Source organism: Crossiella sp. NPDC003009 (genome assembly GCF_053591555.1).
In genome coordinates this window covers 36,118-52,912 of sequence record NZ_JBSFUA010000042.1, presented here as the reverse complement: position 1 = coordinate 52,912, position 16,795 = coordinate 36,118, and the positions used below count along the sequence as shown (strand labels likewise).

Annotated in this window: 14 protein-coding genes; 8 read left to right on the top strand and 6 right to left on the bottom strand. The window is 72.2% G+C overall.

Annotated features, from left to right (window positions below):
* Positions 1–184: 184 nt before the first annotated feature.
* Entirely contained in the window at positions 185–727 is a 543-nt protein-coding gene (locus tag ACWDY5_RS32245; protein ID WP_449725920.1) for a DinB family protein, read from the top strand.
* Positions 728–746: 19 nt separating this feature from the next.
* Here the strand turns inward: ACWDY5_RS32245 and ACWDY5_RS32240 are convergent, their stop codons facing one another.
* Positions 747–1,607: a PaaX family transcriptional regulator gene (locus tag ACWDY5_RS32240; RefSeq protein WP_449725919.1), complete on the bottom strand. Its 861-nt coding sequence runs from the start codon at positions 1,605–1,607 to the stop codon at positions 747–749.
* A 105-nt stretch (positions 1,608–1,712) separates the two neighbouring features.
* Between ACWDY5_RS32240 and ACWDY5_RS32235 the strand changes: the two genes are divergently transcribed.
* Positions 1,713–3,344, top strand: coding sequence for an AMP-binding protein (locus ACWDY5_RS32235; protein WP_449725918.1), 1,632 nt, complete (start codon positions 1,713–1,715; stop codon positions 3,342–3,344).
* Positions 3,341–3,724 (top strand): DUF952 domain-containing protein, encoded by a 384-nt coding sequence (locus tag ACWDY5_RS32230; RefSeq protein WP_449725917.1) that lies wholly within the window; start codon positions 3,341–3,343, stop codon positions 3,722–3,724. The genes ACWDY5_RS32235 and ACWDY5_RS32230 overlap by 4 nt, the downstream gene beginning before the upstream one ends.
* On the opposite strand, the gene ACWDY5_RS32225 is transcribed toward ACWDY5_RS32230, so the two are convergent.
* Complete coding sequence (locus ACWDY5_RS32225; protein ID WP_449725916.1) at positions 3,711–4,472, bottom strand: SDR family NAD(P)-dependent oxidoreductase; 762 nt, start codon at positions 4,470–4,472, stop codon at positions 3,711–3,713. The two genes, ACWDY5_RS32230 and ACWDY5_RS32225, sit on opposite strands and share 14 nt — an antisense overlap.
* A gap of 56 nt (positions 4,473–4,528) precedes the next feature.
* Between ACWDY5_RS32225 and ACWDY5_RS32220 the strand changes: the two genes are divergently transcribed.
* From ACWDY5_RS32220 to ACWDY5_RS32205, 4 genes are read left to right on the top strand one after another with little or no spacing between them, the layout of a single operon-like run.
* Positions 4,529–6,880, top strand: coding sequence for a bifunctional salicylyl-CoA 5-hydroxylase/oxidoreductase (locus ACWDY5_RS32220; RefSeq protein ID WP_449725915.1), 2,352 nt, complete (start codon positions 4,529–4,531; stop codon positions 6,878–6,880).
* Positions 6,880–9,105, top strand: coding sequence for an acetate--CoA ligase family protein (locus ACWDY5_RS32215; protein WP_449725914.1), 2,226 nt, complete (start codon positions 6,880–6,882; stop codon positions 9,103–9,105). Before ACWDY5_RS32220 ends, ACWDY5_RS32215 begins: the two co-directional genes overlap by 1 nt.
* A 1-nt stretch (position 9,106) precedes the next feature.
* Entirely contained in the window at positions 9,107–10,648 is a 1,542-nt protein-coding gene (locus tag ACWDY5_RS32210) for a class I adenylate-forming enzyme family protein (RefSeq protein WP_449725913.1), read from the top strand.
* 6 nt (positions 10,649–10,654) lie between these two features.
* A complete protein-coding gene (locus tag ACWDY5_RS32205) occupies positions 10,655–12,178 on the top strand; it encodes an acyl-CoA mutase large subunit family protein (RefSeq protein ID WP_449725912.1) in 1,524 nt (507 codons plus the stop codon).
* On the opposite strand, the gene ACWDY5_RS32200 is transcribed toward ACWDY5_RS32205, so the two are convergent.
* The 4 genes from ACWDY5_RS32200 to ACWDY5_RS32185 form a co-directional block, all read right to left on the bottom strand.
* A complete protein-coding gene (locus ACWDY5_RS32200) occupies positions 12,175–12,966 on the bottom strand; it encodes an EI24 domain-containing protein (protein WP_449725911.1) in 792 nt (263 codons plus the stop codon). The genes ACWDY5_RS32205 and ACWDY5_RS32200 overlap by 4 nt on opposite strands.
* Positions 12,967–13,008: 42 nt before the next feature.
* Positions 13,009–13,311 (bottom strand): hypothetical protein, encoded by a 303-nt coding sequence (locus ACWDY5_RS32195; RefSeq protein WP_449725910.1) that lies wholly within the window; start codon positions 13,309–13,311, stop codon positions 13,009–13,011.
* 81 nt (positions 13,312–13,392) lie between these two features.
* Positions 13,393–14,418 carry a hypothetical protein gene (locus ACWDY5_RS32190; RefSeq protein ID WP_449725909.1) on the bottom strand — a complete coding sequence of 342 codons (1,026 nt, stop codon included), beginning with the start codon at positions 14,416–14,418 and terminating at the stop codon, positions 13,393–13,395.
* The gene (locus ACWDY5_RS32185) at positions 14,415–15,902 is read right to left on the bottom strand and encodes a family 43 glycosylhydrolase (protein WP_449725908.1); all 1,488 of its coding nucleotides are present in this window, start codon (positions 15,900–15,902) and stop codon (positions 14,415–14,417) included. Before ACWDY5_RS32185 ends, ACWDY5_RS32190 begins: the two co-directional genes overlap by 4 nt.
* Positions 15,903–16,130: 228 nt before the next feature.
* Between ACWDY5_RS32185 and ACWDY5_RS32180 the strand changes: the two genes are divergently transcribed.
* A complete protein-coding gene (locus tag ACWDY5_RS32180; RefSeq protein WP_283664665.1) occupies positions 16,131–16,727 on the top strand; it encodes a TetR/AcrR family transcriptional regulator in 597 nt (198 codons plus the stop codon).
* The last annotated feature ends 68 nt before the right edge of the window (positions 16,728–16,795 follow it).

Genomic DNA, 16,795 nt, shown 5'->3' with positions numbered 1-16,795 from the left:
GACGGGCATGGGGAACCTCAAGACTCGGTGGACGTTTGAAAAGCCAGCCCCTCGCTTGGTTCGCCGAGCTTCGCCCGTGCGGTCGATGTTGGGTCGCGAGTTCGCGGGCATCGCCCTGCGCTCGCCCTGCGGGCTTGAGTTCGCTGGGCGACCGGTGTCAGTGGGGCGTGGCACGCTCCTGGGCATGGCACTCACCCAGCCCGCGCACGTCTCCCCCAAGTGGCCAGACGACCCCCGCGCCCCGCTCCCGCTCGACGGGTCCGAACGCGAGATCCTCACCGCCTACCTCGACTGGCACCGCGCCACCTTCGAGCTGAAATGCCAGAGTGTTCGCCCGGAAGCCCTTTCGCACGCCCAGATCCCGCCCTCGACGCTGACCCTGCACGGGATTCTGCGGCATCTGGCCGGGGTGGAGCGGTGGTGGTTCCAGATGCAGTTCGCGCAACGGGACGTGCCGCACCTGCACTACTCGGATGATGATCCCAGCCAGGATTTTGAGCGCCTGGACGGGGATGTGGACGAGGCGTTCGCGCGGTGGCGGGCGGAGGTGGCGGTGTCCCGGGAGATCGTGGCGGCGCATGCGCTGGACGACACGGGGGTGCACCTGGCTACCGGGCGGCCGTTGGTGTTGCGGCGGGTGCTGGTGCACATGATCGCGGAGTACGCGCGGCACTGCGGGCACGCGGACCTGTTGCGGGAGCGGACGGATGGTGTGACCGGGCACTGAGCGCGGGCGTCATGGGGGGTCAGCGGCTGAGGCGGGACTGGGCGTGTTCGTGGGCTGCTGGGGCCAGTTTGGCTTGCAGGGTGGCGAACAGGTCCGCTGCCTCCGTGCCGGGCCAGTCGGTGGGGAGGAGTTCGGCGGGCAGGCCGGGGTCCAGGTAGGGGAGGCGGCGCCAGGCGGTGAGCAGGCGGACGTAGTCGGTGAAGGCCTCGGCCGGGGGGACGGTGCGGCGGCGGCGCCAGCGGGCAGCCAGGGGGCCGTGGGCGGTGAGGAACTCCGTGTAGAGGGCTTGCAGGGTGGGGAGGTCCCACCAGGTGGTGACCTTGTCCCGCAGGGTGGCGAAGCCGAGGTGGTCGGCGCGGAAGAGGTCGACGTAGGCGGACAGGCCGAGGCGGGTGAGGACCTCGGCGGTCTCGTCCTGGAGGTGCGCGGGGGCGATCCAGACGCCGGGGGCGGTGTTGCCGAAGCCCAGGCGGGTGAGCTGGGAGCGCAGGGTGTGGCGCTTCTGGCGTTCGGACTCCGGGACGGAGAAGACCGCCAGCACCCAGCCGTCCGCCAGGGTGGGCCGGGGGCGTTCGAAGATGCGGTGGTCGCCCTCGCGGAGGATGAGTCTGGCCTGCTCGGACAGGGCGTAACCGGCCGCGCCGCCGACCCGGGAGGCGTCCAGGATGCCGCGGCGCTTGAGGCGGGAGATGGAGGAGCGGACCGCCGGTTCGTCCACGCCCAGCTCGCCCAGCAGGCGGATCAGGGCGGCCACCGACAGCCAGCCGCCGACCTCGCGGGCGTACAGGCCGTACACGGTGACGATCAGCTGCCGGGGTTGCGCGGACTGCGCGTCCGCCGCTCCCCCGTCCACTTCGGACAGGTCAACCAGGGTGGTCACCAGCAAACGATATCGTGTCGATGCGTATGTCGGCCTATTGACTGTCGTCATGAACGGTGAATACTGGCCGGGCAGCCCGCCGACGCCGAGACGAGGTGCGTGCCAGTGGATCTCTCCCGCTCAGCACACGTCGACACGTTCTGCCGCGACCACCTGCCGCCGCGCGAACAGTGGCCGGAGCTGGAGTTCACCCTGCCCGAACTGGTCTACCCGGACCGCCTGAACTGCGCGGTCGCCCTGCTGGAGGACACCATCGCCCGGCACGGCGCGGACCGGCCGTGCCTGCTCACCCCCGGCGGCGAGACCTGGACCTACGGGCAGCTGCGGGACCGGGCGAACCAGGTGGCCAGGGTGCTGGTGGAGGACCTGGGACTGGTGCCGGGCAACCGGGTGCTGCTGCGCGGACCCAACAACCCGTGGCTGGTGGCCTGCTGGTTCGCGGTGCTGCGCGCGGGCGGGGTCGCGGTGACCACCATGCCGCTGCTGCGGGCCGGTGAGCTGCGAGCACTGGCAGAGATCAGCAAACCCGCGATCGCGCTGTGCGACAACCGGTTCCTGGACGCCCTGGCGGAGGCGGACATCCCGGCCCTCGGCTACGGCGGCGACGGGCCGGCGGACCTCACCGCGCGGGCGGCGGCCAAACCCGTGGACTTCGAACCGGTGCCGACGGCGGCCGACGATGTGGCGCTGCTGGCCTTCACCTCGGGCACCACCGGCCGCCCCAAGGCCACCCTGCACTTCCACCGGGACGTGCTGGCCAACTCCGACACCTTCGCCCGGCACGTGCTGCGCCCCACCGCCGAGGACGTCTTCACCGGCACTCCCCCGCTGGGCTTCACCTTCGGCCTCGGCGGCCTGGTGGTCTTCCCGCTGCACGTCGGCGCGGCCACCCTGCTGCTGGAACGGGCCACCCCGGCCCAGCTCGCCGAGGCGGTTCGGGAGCACGGGGTGACCGTGCTGTTCACCGCGCCCACCGCCTACCGGGCCATCCTGGCCGCCGGGCACGCGGACCGATTACGCGGGCTGCGGCGGTGCGTCTCGGCCGGGGAGGCGCTGCCCAGCGCGGTGTGGCACGAGTTCCAGCGCAGCACCGGGCTGCGGATCATCGAGGGCATCGGCGCCACCGAACTGCTGCACATCTTCATCTCCGCCGCCGACGAGCAGATCCGGCCCGGCGCCACCGGCAAACCCGTGCCCGGCTTCCGCGCCGAGATCCTCGACTCCGACGGCAGGCCGCTGCCCGACGGCGAGGTCGGACGGCTGGCCGTGCGCGGGCCGACCGGCTGCCGCTACCTGGACGACGACCGGCAGCTCAGCTACGTCCAGGACGGCTGGAACCTCACCGGCGACGCCTACCTGCGCGATGCCGACGGCTACTTCTGGTACCAGGCCCGCACCGACGACATGATCATCTCCTCCGGCTACAACATCGCCGGGCCGGAGGTGGAGAACGCGCTGCTCAGCCACACCGAGGTGGTGGAGTGCGGGGTGGTCGGCGCGCCGGATGAACAGCGTGGCATGGTCGTGCACGCCTACGTGGTGCTCACCCCCGGCGTGACCGGGGACGCGGCCAAGGCCGCCGAGCTGCAGGAGTTCGTGAAGAGCGTGATCGCGCCGTACAAGTACCCCAGGGTGATCGAGTTCCTGCCCGAGCTGCCCCGCACCACCACCGGCAAGCTGCAACGTTTCCGGCTCCGCGAACGCGCCGCCCAGGACTCTGGGATCATCGGCGGGTGATCCTGCACATCTGCTCCCGCGCCGAGTGGGCCACCGCTCAGGAAACCGGCCGCCACGAGCCCGCCGGGTACGCCGCCGAGGGTTTTGTGCACTGCTCCGACTTCGGCCTGGTGCACCTGCCGGCGAACCGGCTCTTCCGCGGCCGGGACGACCTGGTGCTGCTGGTGATCGACCCGGACCTGCTGGACGTGGACCTGGTGTGGGAACGCGCCTCCAGCGATCCGGACAACCCGGCCGCGCCGTGGTTCCCGCACGTCTTCGGCACCATCCCGGTCAGCGCGGTGATCGCGGTGCACGACTTCCCCGAACAGCCGCACGGCTTCGAGCTGCCGCCCGCGCTGCACCGCTGGCCGGTGGCGCGCAACCTCACAGGGGCATGAACCGGCCGCCGTTGACGTCCAGCACCACCCCGGTGATGTAGGAGGCCTGCGCCGAGGCCAGGAACAGGATCGGGTCCACCGCCTCGCGCAGCTCCGGCATGCGGCGCAACGGGATCGCGTCCAGCACCTCGTCCCGCTCGGCCTGGCTGAGGTCGTCGAACATGCCCTGCAACCGGTCGGTGAGGAACAGGCCCGGCGCGATCGCGTTCACCCGCACCCCGTCCGGCCCGGCCTCCTTGGCCAACCGCTTGGTCAGTCCGACCAGGGCGGCCTTGCTGGCGGCGTAGGGCACGCCGGTGACCGGGCTGGGCTGGCGGCCGCCGATGGAGGAGGTGGTGACGATCGCGCCGTCGCCGGCCGCGGCCAGGTAGGGCAGCGCGGCCTGGCAGCAGTAGAAGGTGCCCTTGAGGTTCACGTCGACCACCAGGTCCAGGTGCGCCGGCTCGATGTCGGCCAGGTCCCGTGGCGTGCCGAGTGAGCCGCCAGCCAGCGCGATGAGCACGTGCGGGCCGTCCAGCTCCCGGTGCACCGCGGCCATCGCCCCGGCCACCTGGTCCCGCTCGCGGACGTCCACGGTGAACCCGGCCGCCACCGCGCCGCCCTCGGTCAGCTCGGCCGCGACCTCGTCCGCACCGGCCAGGTCCAGCACCGCGACCGCGGCGCCCTCGGCGGCGAACCCCGCGCACACCGCGCGGCCCAGCCCACCGGCGCCGCCGGTCACCACCACCGTCCGATGAGCGAAACGCATCCCGGCCTCATTTCGTTCTGTTGACGGTCGTCAGGATTGCAGCATACCCTGACCGGGTGCGAATCGCGGTTATCGGTGGTGGGCCAGGCGGGCTCTACTTCGCCGCGCTCGCCCGTCAGCTAGGTCAGCACGACATCACCGTGTGGGAGCGCAACGCCGCCGATGACACCTTCGGCTTCGGCGTGGTGTTCTCCGATGAGACCCTCGGCGGCATCGAGCACGCCGATCCGGTGATCCACCAGGCCATGCAGCGGGAGTTCGCGCGCTGGGACGACATCGACGTGCACTACCGCGGCCAGGTGATCACCTCCGGCGGCCACGGGTTCGCCGCGATGAGCCGCCGTCGCCTGTTGCAGGTGCTGCACCAGCGCTGCGCCGAGGTCGGCGTGCGCCTGCACCTGTCCACCGCCGCGCCGGATGTGGCCGAACTGGCCGCCACCCACGATCTGGTGATCGCCGCGGACGGGGTGAACTCCGCGGTGCGCGCCCGCTACGCCGAGGTGTTCCAGCCCAGCGTGGAGTCCCGGCGCTGCCGGTACATGTGGCTGGGCACCGACCTGGTGTTCGCCGCGTTCCTGTTCCACGTGCAGGACACCCCGCACGGGGTGATGCAGATCCACGGCTATCCCTACGACGCCAAGGGCAGCACGTTCATCGTGGAGATGCACGAGGACGTGTGGCAGCGGGCCGGTTTTGCCGAGCACCACCGCGAGGGCCTGGCTCCAGGGGAGAGCGACGAGGGCTCGATCGCCCTGCTGCGCGAGATGTTCGCGCACGTGCTGGACGGGCACGAGCTCTACGCCAACAACTCCCGCTGGGTCACCTTCGGCACCGTGCGCAACCAGACCTGGCGCAACGGCAACATCGTGCTGCTCGGCGACGCCGCGCACACCGCGCACTTCTCCATCGGCTCCGGCACCAAGCTGGCCATGGAGGACGCGCTCGCGCTGGCCGCCTGCCTGCACGAGGAGTCCACAGTGGACTCCGCGCTGACCGCCTACGAGGCGGAGCGGCGGCCGGTGGTGCTCTCCACCCAGCGGGCCGCGCAGGCCAGCCTGGAGTGGTTCGAGAACCTGGGCTGCTACACCCACCAGGACCCGGCCCAGTTCGCCTTCAACATCCTCACCCGCAGCCGCCGGGTCACCTACGACAACCTGCGGCTGCGTGACCCGGAGTTCGTGGCCGGTGCCGACGCCTGGTTCGCCGGCGGCGGCGAGGTCCGGCCGCCGATGTTCCAGCCGTTCCGGCTCGGCGGGCTGGAGCTGAAGAACCGGATCGTGGTCTCCCCCATGGACACCTACTCCGCGGTCGACGGCACTCCGAACGACTTCCACCTGGTGCACCTGGGCGGCAAGGCGCTCGGCGGGGCCGGGCTGGTGATGACCGAGATGGTGTGCGTGTCCGCCTCCGGCCGGATCACCCCCGGCTGCGCGGGCCTGTACCGGCCCGAGCACGAGGCCGGGTGGCGGCGGGTGGTGGACTTCGTGCACGCCAACAGCACCGCCCGGATCGGTATCCAAATAGGACACTCCGGCCGCAAGGGCTCCACCCGGCTGATGTGGGAGGGCATGGACCAGCCGCTGCCCGAGGGCAACTGGCCGGTCTGCGGTCCCTCGCCACTGCGGTACGCGCCCGGCAGCCAGGTGCCGCGCGAGCTGGACCGGGCCGAGCTGATGCTGATCAGGGAACAGTTCGCCGACGCCGCCCGCTCGGCCGCCAGGGCCGGGTTCGACCTGCTGGAGCTGCACTGCGCGCACGGCTACCTGCTGTCCTCCTTCCTGTCCCCGCTGACCAACCAGCGCACCGACGACTACGGCGGCAGCCTGGCGAACCGGCTGCGCTTCCCGCTGGAGGTCTTCGACGCGGTGCGCGCGGCCTGGCCGGTGGAACGGCCGATGACGGTGCGCATCTCGGCCACCGACTGGGCCGACGGCGGCGTGCACATCGAGGAGGCGCTGCTCATCGCGGACGCCTTCGCCCGGCACGGCGCGGCCGGCATCGACGTCTCCACCGGCCAGGTCGTCTCCACCGAGCAACCCGCCTACGGCCGCAGCTTCCAGACCCCGTTCGCCGACCGCATCCGCAACGAGGTCGGCCGCGAGCACGACATCGCGGTGATCGCGGTCGGCGCGATCTCCTCCGCCGACGACGTCAACTCGATCCTGCTGGCGGGCCGCGCCGACCTGTGCGCACTGGGCCGCGTGCACCTCTACGATCCACAGTGGACACTGCACGCGGCGGCTGAACAGGAGTACGCCGGACCCGCCGCGGACTGGCCGCTGCCGTTCCGGGCCGGACGCCGCCGGCCGCAGACCGGCCGGAGCGACGGACCGCGACCCCGGCTGGACCTGGTGCGCGAAGGCCCGCAAGGCACCCAGCACGCCCGCTGGACCCCGGACGGCCCGTGATGGCCGGCCCGCTGTCCGCGCTGTGGTCGGCCCGCTCGGTCGCCGTGGTCGGCGCCAGCGAACGGCCCGGCGCGCTGGGCGGCCGTCCGGTGCAGTTCCTGCGCCGCTACGGCTACCAGGGCCGCATCCTGCCCGTGCACCCCCAGCACGCCGAACTGTTCGGCCTGCCCGCCTACCCCACGGTCGCCGCCTGCCCCGGCCCGGTCAACCTGGCGATGATCCTGGTGGCCGCGGACCGGGTGCCCGCCGCGATCGAGGACTGCCTGACCGCCGGGGTCCAGGCGGCGATCGTGTGCTCCTCCGGCTTCGCCGAGACCGGCGCGGAGGGCGTCCGCCGCCAGGAAGCCCTGGTGGCGCAGGCGAAAGCCGGTGGCCTGCGGATCTTGGGACCGAACTGCATCGGCTCGGTCGGGGTGGCGACGGGGCAGGTCACCTCGTTCAGCCCACTGTTCGAGGCCCCGACCACGCGACTGGTGCCGGGGTCGCTGGCCCTGGTCAGCCAGAGCGGGGCTTTGGGTTTTGGCGCGGTGAGCCTGGCTTTCGAGCGCGGGCTCGGCCTGGGCTGGGCGGTGAGCACCGGCAACGAGGCCGAGCTGACCGCGCTGGAGGTGCTGGCGACCCTGGCCGAGGAACCGGAGTGCACCGGCCTGCTGGGCTATGTCGAGTCACTGGCCGACGTGGACTCGTTGCGCCGCTTGGCCAAGTCGGGCAAACCGGTGGCGCTGCTCAAGGCCGGTAGCTCGACGGCGGGCGCGCGGGCGGTGGCCTCACACACCGGGGCGCTGGCCACCGACGACCGGGTGACCGACGCGGTGCTGCGCCGGTACGGGATCGTCCGGGTGTCCGATGTGGACGAACTCCTGGACGTGGGTGAGGCCTTCGCCGCCGGGACGCGCGCCAGTGGTGACCGGGTGGCGGTGGTGACGACCTCGGGCGGGTCCGGGATCCTGGCCGCGGATGCGTTGGCGCAGCGCGGGTTGCGGCTGGCCGAGCTGAGTGCGAGCACGACCGCGGAGCTGGCGGAGGTCGTGCCCGCGTACGGGTCGGTGGACAACCCGGTGGATGTGACGGCGGCGGTGATGGCCCGGCCGGAGTTGTTCCAGCGGTGCCTGGACGTGGTGGCCGCGGATCCGGCGGTGGACGTGGTGCTGGCGTGTTTCTGCGTGCTGACCGGGTCGGATGTGGCCGGGATCGCGGACGGGCTGGCGCGGGTGCGGCGGGCGACCGGGAAGGCGGTGCTGGTCGCGCGAACCGGGGCCGAGCACCTGGCGCCGGGGGCCGGTGCGGAGTTGCGGCGGGCGGGGATTCCGGTCTACGCGACGCCGGGGCGGGCGGTGGCGGCAGCGGCGGCGGTAGTGGCGGCCGGGGCCGCAGCGACCACGGCCGCGGGAACCCGGACCCAACCGGCATCGGCGGCGGCATCGACCACGGTCACGGCAGCCCGGACCGAACCGGCCACGGCGGCGGCATCGAACACGGTCACGGCAGCCCGGACCGAACCGGCCACGGCGGTGGCACCAACCGCGATCGCCGCAGCCCGGACCGAACCGGCCACGGCGGCTGGTCGGGGCGAGACCTCTGCCCCCGGCGACGGCCCCTCCCCTCCCCGCGGCACCAGCGAAGCCGAGTTCAAAGCGCTGCTCCGCGCCCACGGCATCCCGGTCCCGACCGGCCGCCTGGCGACCTCCGCCGAGGACGCCATCGCCGCGGTGCACGAGGTCGGCGGGCGCGCGGTCCTCAAAGCCGTGGTGCCCGGCCTGGTGCACAAGACCGAGGCCGGTGGCGTTGTCCTGGACGTCACGCCCGAGACCGCGGCCGCCGAGTACCAGCGCCTGGTCGCGCTCGGCGGGACGGTGCTGGTCGAGGAGTTCGTCACCGGTGCGGTGGAGATGCTGGTCGGGGTCGCGCCGGGGCCGTGCGGGCCGATGCTGGCGCTGGGGCTGGGCGGGATCTTCGCCGAGGTGTTCGACGACGTGGTGCTCGCCCCGCTGCCGGTGGACGCGGCCGAGGTGCGGCGGATGCTCGGCGAGCTGCGGGGAGCCGCGCTGCTGCACGGGGTGCGCGGGCGGGCTCCGTCCGATGTGGACGCTCTGGTGGACCTGGTCGTGCGGGTGGCGGCGCTGGTCGCGGGCTGGGGCGGGCAGGTGGATCTCAACCCGGTGGCGGTGCTGCCGCGCGGGGTGCGGGTGCTGGACGCGGTGTACCTGGCCGAAGGAGCTGACTGAGGTGGATGTCGGACGGGTGGTGGCCAGGGCCGCGCGGCGGTTCGGCGCGCGCACGGCGCTGGACGGACCGCAGGGGCGGCAGAGCTTCGCCCAGCTCGGCGACCGGGTGGCGCGGCTGGCCAACGGGTTGCGCGCACTCGGCCTGGCCGCCGGGGACCGGGTGCTGGACCTCCAGACCAACCAGAACACCTACGTGGAAACGGATCTGGCACTGGCCGCGGCCGGGCTGGTGCGGGTGGCGCTGAACTACCGGCTGCACCCCAGGGACTGGGAGCACATCGCCGAGGACTGCGGAGCCGCCGCGCTGATCTACGACGCCCGGTTCGCCGAGTCCACCGAGGCAATGCGGGACGGGCTGGCCGGACGGGTGGTGGTGATCGGCGACGGGCCGGGACTGGGCTACCAGAAGCTGATCGCCGGGGCGTCCGCGAGCTGGCCGTCCACTGTTCTCGACGCGGATGCCTTGGTGTCGTTGAACTATTCCTCGGGAACGACCGGTCGGCCCAAGGGCGCTCAGCGCACGCACCGGAACCGGCTGGCCAGTGTGCTGAACATGACCGCGGACGTGCTCGGCGAGATCCCCGGCGGCGCGGACACCTACCTGCACGCCGGGCCGATCACGCACACCAGCGGCCTGTTCGTGCTGCCCTTCCTGGTCTCCGGCGCGGCGCAGCTGATCCTGCCGCAGTGGGACCCGGCCGCGGTGCTGGAGGCGGTGTCCCGGCGCGGGGTCACGCACACCGCGCTGGTGCCCACGATGATCGCCCGCCTGCTCGCCATGCCCGAGTGCGACCGGAAGACCATGCGCGGGCTGAAGATGCTCGGCTACGCCGGCGCGCCGATGCCGCCGGAGCAGATCCGGCAGGCGCACGACCGGATCACGCCGAACCTGGTGCAGTACTACGGCCTGGTGGAGGCCATCCCGCCGGTCACCGTGCTCGACGCCGCCGACCACGCCGCCGGACTCGGCAGGCAGCCGGACCTGCTGACCTCGGCCGGGCGGCCCGCGTTCGGGGTGGAGGTGCGGGTGGTCGACGAGGACGGGCGCGATGTGCCGCCTGGGGAGATCGGCGAGGTGGTCACCAGGGGCGAGCACGTGATGCACGGGTACTGGCAGTCCGGGCGGCGCACCGACCTCGGCAAGAGCGTGCGGGACGGCTGGCTGCACACCGGCGACCTCGGGCGGCTGGATGAGACCGAACGGTTGTGGCTGGTGGACCGCAAGGGCGACATGATCATCTCCGGTGGGTACAACATCTACCCGCGCGAGGTGGAGGACGTGCTCGCCGAAGTGCCCGGCGTGCACGAGGTCGCGGTGGTCGGCGTGGCCGATCCGGACTGGGGGCAGCGCGTGGTCGCCGCCTACTCCGTCCACAGTGGAGCGTCGGTGGACGAGGCCGCGCTGCTGGCGCACTGCCGGGACCGGCTGGCCGCCTACAAGAAACCCAAGGAGCTGCACCGCGTCACCAGCTTCCCGCTGAACTCCACCGGGAAGATCGCCAAACAGGTGCTGCGGCGCACACTCGCCGAGCGGGAGGGCTGAGCCGTGGTGGAGCGCCTGCGCCCGGACTACGCGCCGGAGGGCGCCGAACGACCCGGCGAGTTCCCTTACACCCGAGGGGTTTCCGCCGAACCCAAACCGTGGATCATGGGCCAGTACGCCGGGTTCGGCACGCCCGCGGCGAGCAACCGCCGGTTCCAGCAGCTGCTGACCGCGGGGGTCACCGGGTTCAGCGTGGCCCTGGACCTGCCCACCCAGCTGGGCCTGGACTCCGACCATCCGCTGGCCGCCGGCGAGGTCGGGCGGGTCGGGGTGGCCATCGACTCGCTGGCCGACGTCGAGACGCTGATGGACGGGATCCCCCTGGAACGCATCAGCCAGGTGCGCACCACCGCCAACTCCATCGGCTACGCGTGGGCCGCGATGTTCCTGGCCCTGGCCAAACGACGCGGGGTCGACCCGAGCTCCTTCGGGCTGTTCATCCAGAACGACGTGCTCAAGGAGTTCATCGCGCGCGGCACCCAGATCTTCCCGCCCGAAGCCTCCTTGCAGCTCGCGGTGGACGTGATCGAACACCTGTCCCGGCACGCCGCGCGCTGGGTGCCGCTGGCGATGAGCGGCTACCACATCCGCGAGGCCGGCGCCGACGCCGTGCAGGAGATCGCCTTCACCTTCGCCAACGCGCGCGCCTACCTGGACGAGTGCGTGCGGCGCGGGCTCAGCGTGGACGCGGTGGCCCCCTCGCTGTTCACCTTCCTCTCCAGCAACATCGACCTGCTGCGCGAGGTGGCCAAGTTCCGCGCGGCGCGGCGGGTGTGGGCCCGGCTGACCCGCGACGTCTACGGGGCCAAGGACCCGCGCTCGCACCAGCTGCGGATCTTCGCCTTCACCGCGGGATCGTCACTGACCGCGCAGCAACCGCTGAACAACGTCGCCCGCACCACCGTCGAGGCCACCGCGGCCGCGCTGGCCGGGGTGCAGACCCTGCACGTGTGCGCCTACGACGAGGCCCTTGGCGTGCCCACCGAGGCCGCCGCGACGCTGGCCCTGCGCACCCAGCAGGTGGTGGCCTTCGAGACCGGCCTGACCGAGACGGTGGACCCCCTGGCCGGCTCCTTCGCGGTGGAGACGCTGACCGACGAGCTGGAACAGCGGATCTGGGCGCTGATGGGCGATATCGAGGCCAGAGGCGGCGCGCTGGCCTGCATCGGCTCGGGCTGGTTCCAGCGCGAGCTCTCCGACGCCGCCTACCGGCACTCGGTGGAGGTGGAGAGCGGCGAACGCCCCGTGGTCGGGGTGAACCTGTTCCCCTCCGCCGCCGAGCCCCTGGAGGTGTTCGCGGTGGATCCCGGCGCGGAGGCCGAACAGGTCGCGGCGGTGCGCCGGGTCCGCGACAAACGCGACGCCGAGGCGGTCGAGCGGGCCCTGGACGAGCTGAGCGCCGCAGCCAAGGCCGGGGCGAACGTGGTCCCGGCCTGCGTGACGGCGGTGGAGGCCTACGCGACCGTTGGCGAGATCGTGGACCGGTTGCGCGAGGTGCACGGCCGCTGGCGGCCCACCACCGCGTTCTAGCTCCTGGCCATGTCCTGGCGGCGGGACAGGGCCTCGCGGGCCAGCAGGGTCGCGCTGATGAACACGATCGGCATGGCCAGGATGGACACGAACGGGATCGCGCACAGCAGGTAGGCCGGCACGCCCAGCCCCAGCACCATGCCCCGGTGCTGACGCAGGATGCGGTGGCGCTGCTTGAGGGTCAGGCCGCGGCGGGTGAACGGCACCGCGGACAGCTCCAGCGCCAGGATCCAGCCGCCGACGCAGGCCACGATGACCGGGATGACGGTCTGGCCCACCACCGGGATGAACCCGGCGAACAGCAGCGGCAGGTTCAGCAGGATGGCCACCGCGACCAGCAGGATCGAGTCGCGGATGCCCAGGAACAGCATGCGGCCGAAGGAGGCCTTCTCCGCGTCCGGGACGCCGCCGAGGCTGTCCTCGACGGTCTCGGAGATGTGCTCGTAGAACGGGCCGCCGACGACCAGGGTGATGGCGGTGAAGGCGACCACGCTGATCGCGATCGCGCCCAGCACCACGGCCAGCCCGGCGACGAACCTGGTGGCCTTGCGCAGCCATTCGGACCAGTTGTCCGCGAACGGGGTGAGCCAGGTGGCCAGGTCACCGGCCCAGTAGCCAAGGGTGATCAGGCCGCCGAGCATCAGCGCCGTGGTCAGCACCGCCGGGATGGCGCCCAGGAGCAGCAGCTTCGGGTTGCGGAAGGCGATACCCACGCCGCGGCCGAGGAAGGCGAGGCCGGTGAGGATGCCGCGGGCGCCGGTGGTGGCAACCTGGGCTGGATGTGACATACCGGTCATCGTAGGGGTCGCCACATCCAGCCAGGGCGCGAGTCAGGCCTCTTCGTCCTCTTCGGCCTCGGGGTCGTACTCGGTGACCTCGCCGTCCCAGCCGACCTCGACCAGCTCGATGCCCGGGGCCTCGTTGACCACGGCGAAGGGGTCGATGAAGTACGACAGGGCGTCCGCCGGGTCGGACTCCAGCGCGGCGATGGCCTCCACCCGGGCCTCCTCCGACACCTCGGTGTCGGCCTTCAGCTGCTCCAGCGCAGCCGCCTTCAGCTCACCCTCGTCGGTGAGCTCCACGATCAGCTCAACGTTCAGCCGGATGTACCGCGGCGCGGTCTCGGTGCTCATGGGCAGAACATAGGCCACGCCGCCCCGGCCGCTTCGGCTGGGCTGCCGGTCATGTCGCCGCAGGTCGGAGGCTTGACCCCGTCAGGTGAAATCCCGGCTAACGGGCTTGACGAGCAGGTCCGCGCACTGGTCGGGGCCGAGGGTGCCAAGGGTGGCGGAGAGGGTCTCCAGAGCCGCGGTCAGCGGGTCGGGCAGGGCTGCGGTGCGGAGGGTGGCGAAGGCGGCGGTCTGCTGCCTGGTCGGCGTCTCCACACCGGGGACCACGGTGCTGGGCACCGCCGGATCGGCGAGCAGACGTTGCCCGGCCGCCCGCCAGTCCTCGAACGGCTCCGCGCCCCGTGCCAGAGTCTCCAACGCCGAGGCGATCCATCCGATCTCGGCCAGCCCGGCGGCCACGCAGGCCCGGCGCGCCAGCCGCACCGCCAGCTCGCGCTGCCCCGCCGGATCCGCCGCGATGGCCTCGGCCACCGCCCGGTGCTCGCGGACCACCTTGCGCGCGTTGCCCTTCATCCCGAGCAGCGCGGCGCTGGGCGGCTCCCCGCCCCACCGCCGCAGCTCCTCCTGACGGGCCCGCACGGCGGCCGCCACCCGTTCCTCGGCGGTCTGCCGCAGTCGCGCCGCGGCCACCTGCTCCGGCGTGGGCGGCGGTGGCAACGAGCGGGCGAACTCGTGCCAGTAGGCGCCCTTGGTGACTCTGAGCACCGCGTCCGGGGCCGGTGCCGCCGACCAGAACTGGAGCAGGTACCGGTCCTGGCCGCCGCAGTAGCGCACCCGGTACTCCCCCGGCGGCAGCTCCAGCGGGTACCAGCGCCCGCCCCACTCGCTGAGCACTGGCTGCTCGCCGGTCAGCGTGCCGGCGGCCTCGACCACCTCGGCCCAGTCCGCGGCCACCGGCGGCTCCTGCTCGTGCAGCTCGATCCGCAGTGCCACCGTCCCGGTGTGCCGGTCGGTGATCAGGAACAGCGACTCCGGCACCGCCGCCCCGCACAGCCCGTTGGCCTGGCCGCGGAAGTGCTCACCCAGGTCCAGGCCCACGGGGCTGTCCCGGTTCACCAGGTACAGCTGCCCGTAGTGCACGGACACGTCCGCGTCGAACAGCACGGTCACGGCAAGGGCACCGGGTCGTGCGCGCCGACCGCGGTGCCGAAGACCGGCTGGCCCGCGGAGTTGAACGACAGCGGCTGCAACCGGATGCTGCGGCCCGGCCACCCGGTGCCCGGCTGCAGCCTGGCGTGATAGGTCAGCCACCAGCTGCCGTTCACCTCGAGGAACCCGTTGTGCCCTGGGGCGATCGAGGTGGCCTGGCCGGCGAAGACGCAGTCGCCGGACTTGGACCAGGCGCTCGGCTCGACCGGGTCGCCGTTGAGGGTGAGCAGGCCCAGGCAGTAGTCGTCGGTCCAGCTGGCGTTGGCGGAGATGGACATGAACAGCTGGCCGCGCGGGCCGAAGATCGGTTGCGGGCCTTCGTTGAGCAGCACGTTGGCGTGGTTGGGCTTGGTCTCCCAGCCCTGCGTCGGCGAGGAGATCTTGACCCGCGGCCCGGCCGGGGTCATCGGGTCGTGCATCTTGGCCACGTAGATGTGCTGGACCTCGTTGGCGTTGCCGTAGTCGCGGTCCCAGCCGGACCAGGTGTAGTAGCCCTGACCGTCCTTCTCGAACCACGCGCCGTCGATGGCCCACTGCCCGTCCGGCAGCGGCTGCTCGCCCAGGTAGTCGTACGGGCCCGAAGGATCGTCGGTGCGACCGCGCAGCGCGAACATCCGGTGGCTGCGGCCGTTGCCGACGTCGGAGGCGCCGGTGAAGAAGATCCACCACTGGCCGCGGATCCGTTGCAGCTCCGGCGCCCACACCTCGGTGCAGGCCGCGCCGGGGCACGGCGGGTGCCGCCACAGCGTGGTCGGCTGGGCGTCGCGCAGGCCCTCCACCGAGGTGGACTTGCGGATCACCAGGTCGTGGTTGTTGTACTGGTCGCCCTGCAACAGGTAGTAGGTCCCGTTGTGCCGCACCATGGCCGGGTCGGCGCCGGGCTCCAGCAACGGGTTGTAGAAGACGCCGGAGATCAGCGGCGAGCCGCGCTCGAAGGTCGCGTCCGCCTTGAACAGCGCGCTGTTGTCGTTATCGGCCAGGTACAGCTCGCCGAAGGCGTGCCGCAGGTAGGCGTTGCCGAATTGGAAGGCCCGCAGCGAGATCGCGTTTCCGTTGGCCAGCCCCGGCACCTGGCAGAAGGTGGCGTCCTCGCGGAAGCCCCGGTTGTCCTCGAAGGCGGCCAGCTTGGCCCGGCCGTTCTGGTGCCGCAGGTAATGCCGCTTGTAGTTGCGCGACTCCAGGGACACGCAGTCACCGGCCAGTCCTGGCACCACGGTCCAGGTGGCATCCGCCCGCGCCCACTCCGGGCTGTTGGGGTAGATGTCGTCCACCCGGCCCAAGTAGTGCGCGTGCCGGATGTAGCCGTTCGGGATGTTGAAGGCCCGCAACGACACGTGCGCCGGGGCCTGATCCGCCTGCGCGCCCGCCGAGGGCAGCGGCGCGAGGCCGAGGGCCAGCAGGATGGTTCCCAGTGCCGCGATCAAGCGCGAACGTCGAGTGCGCATCGCCAACCCCCCTTTGGTCGGGCGTGCCGCCTGTCGGACCATGGTAGGTAGCCAGACGGCTGGGCTGTAGCGGCCATCCGGTGGCTCTGGCGTCTACGGTAAAGCGATCGGGGCCAGTCCGCCTCGCCACGCCCGACCGGCAGTCTCGGCATACAGTTTATTCAGTACACTCGCACTGGTACCGGACACTGGTGTATTCGTTCGGTAACCAACAGGAGGGGTCAGCCGGTGCCCAAGGTCGTCGATCACGAACAGCGGCGCCGCGAACTGGGCCGCGCGCTGTGGCAGGTGATCCGGCAGCACGGCATCGACGGCGCCTCGGTGCGCAGCGTGGCCCGCGAGGCGGGCTGGTCGCCGAGCTCGGTGCAGTACTACTTCACCACCCAGGCCGAGCTGGTCTCCTTCGCCATGCGGATGATCTCCGAGGTGCTCCGCCGCGCGCCCACCCGCCGCACCCTGCCGCCAGACCCCAGGGACGCGGCCCAGGAAACCCTGGAACGCATGCTGCCAATGGACGCCGAGATGCGCGCGGTGGCCGAGGTCTGGGTGGCGTTCCTGTCCCGCACCCTGGTCGACGACGAGGCCCGCCGGATCAACCGGGGCGGCCACGAGCACCTGGCCCGCACCTGCCGCAGGCTGCTGGACGACCTCGCCGCCAACGACCTGCTCGCCGACGGACTCGACCTGCGGCTGGAGGTGGACCGGCTGCACATGCTGATGGACGGCATGGTGCTGCACGCGGTCACCGCCCCGGACCTGATGCCGCCAGAACGCCTGCGCGCCACCCTGCACCGCCACCTGACCAGCCTGCTGGCCAAGGACTGACCGAGCCCGCTCCGCGACGCCGTTGGCGGCGACTGCCGGGCAATTCCCCTTTCGCGCGCCCGCCTCAT

Bases quoted from the DNA above. Each gene is read 5' to 3' on its own strand.
- ACWDY5_RS32215 (WP_449725914.1), top strand. From the start codon at position 6,880: ATGGCCGGCCCGCTGTCCGCGCTGTGGTCGGCCCGCTCGGTCGCCGTG.
- ACWDY5_RS32200 (WP_449725911.1), bottom strand. From the start codon at position 12,966: ATGTCACATCCAGCCCAGGTTGCCACCACCGGCGCCCGCGGCATCCTC.
- ACWDY5_RS32245 (WP_449725920.1), top strand. From the start codon at position 185: ATGGCACTCACCCAGCCCGCGCACGTCTCCCCCAAGTGGCCAGACGAC.
- ACWDY5_RS32195 (WP_449725910.1), bottom strand. From the start codon at position 13,311: ATGAGCACCGAGACCGCGCCGCGGTACATCCGGCTGAACGTTGAGCTG.
- ACWDY5_RS32225 (WP_449725916.1), bottom strand. From the start codon at position 4,472: ATGCGTTTCGCTCATCGGACGGTGGTGGTGACCGGCGGCGCCGGTGGG.
- ACWDY5_RS32185 (WP_449725908.1), bottom strand. From the start codon at position 15,902: ATGCGCACTCGACGTTCGCGCTTGATCGCGGCACTGGGAACCATCCTG.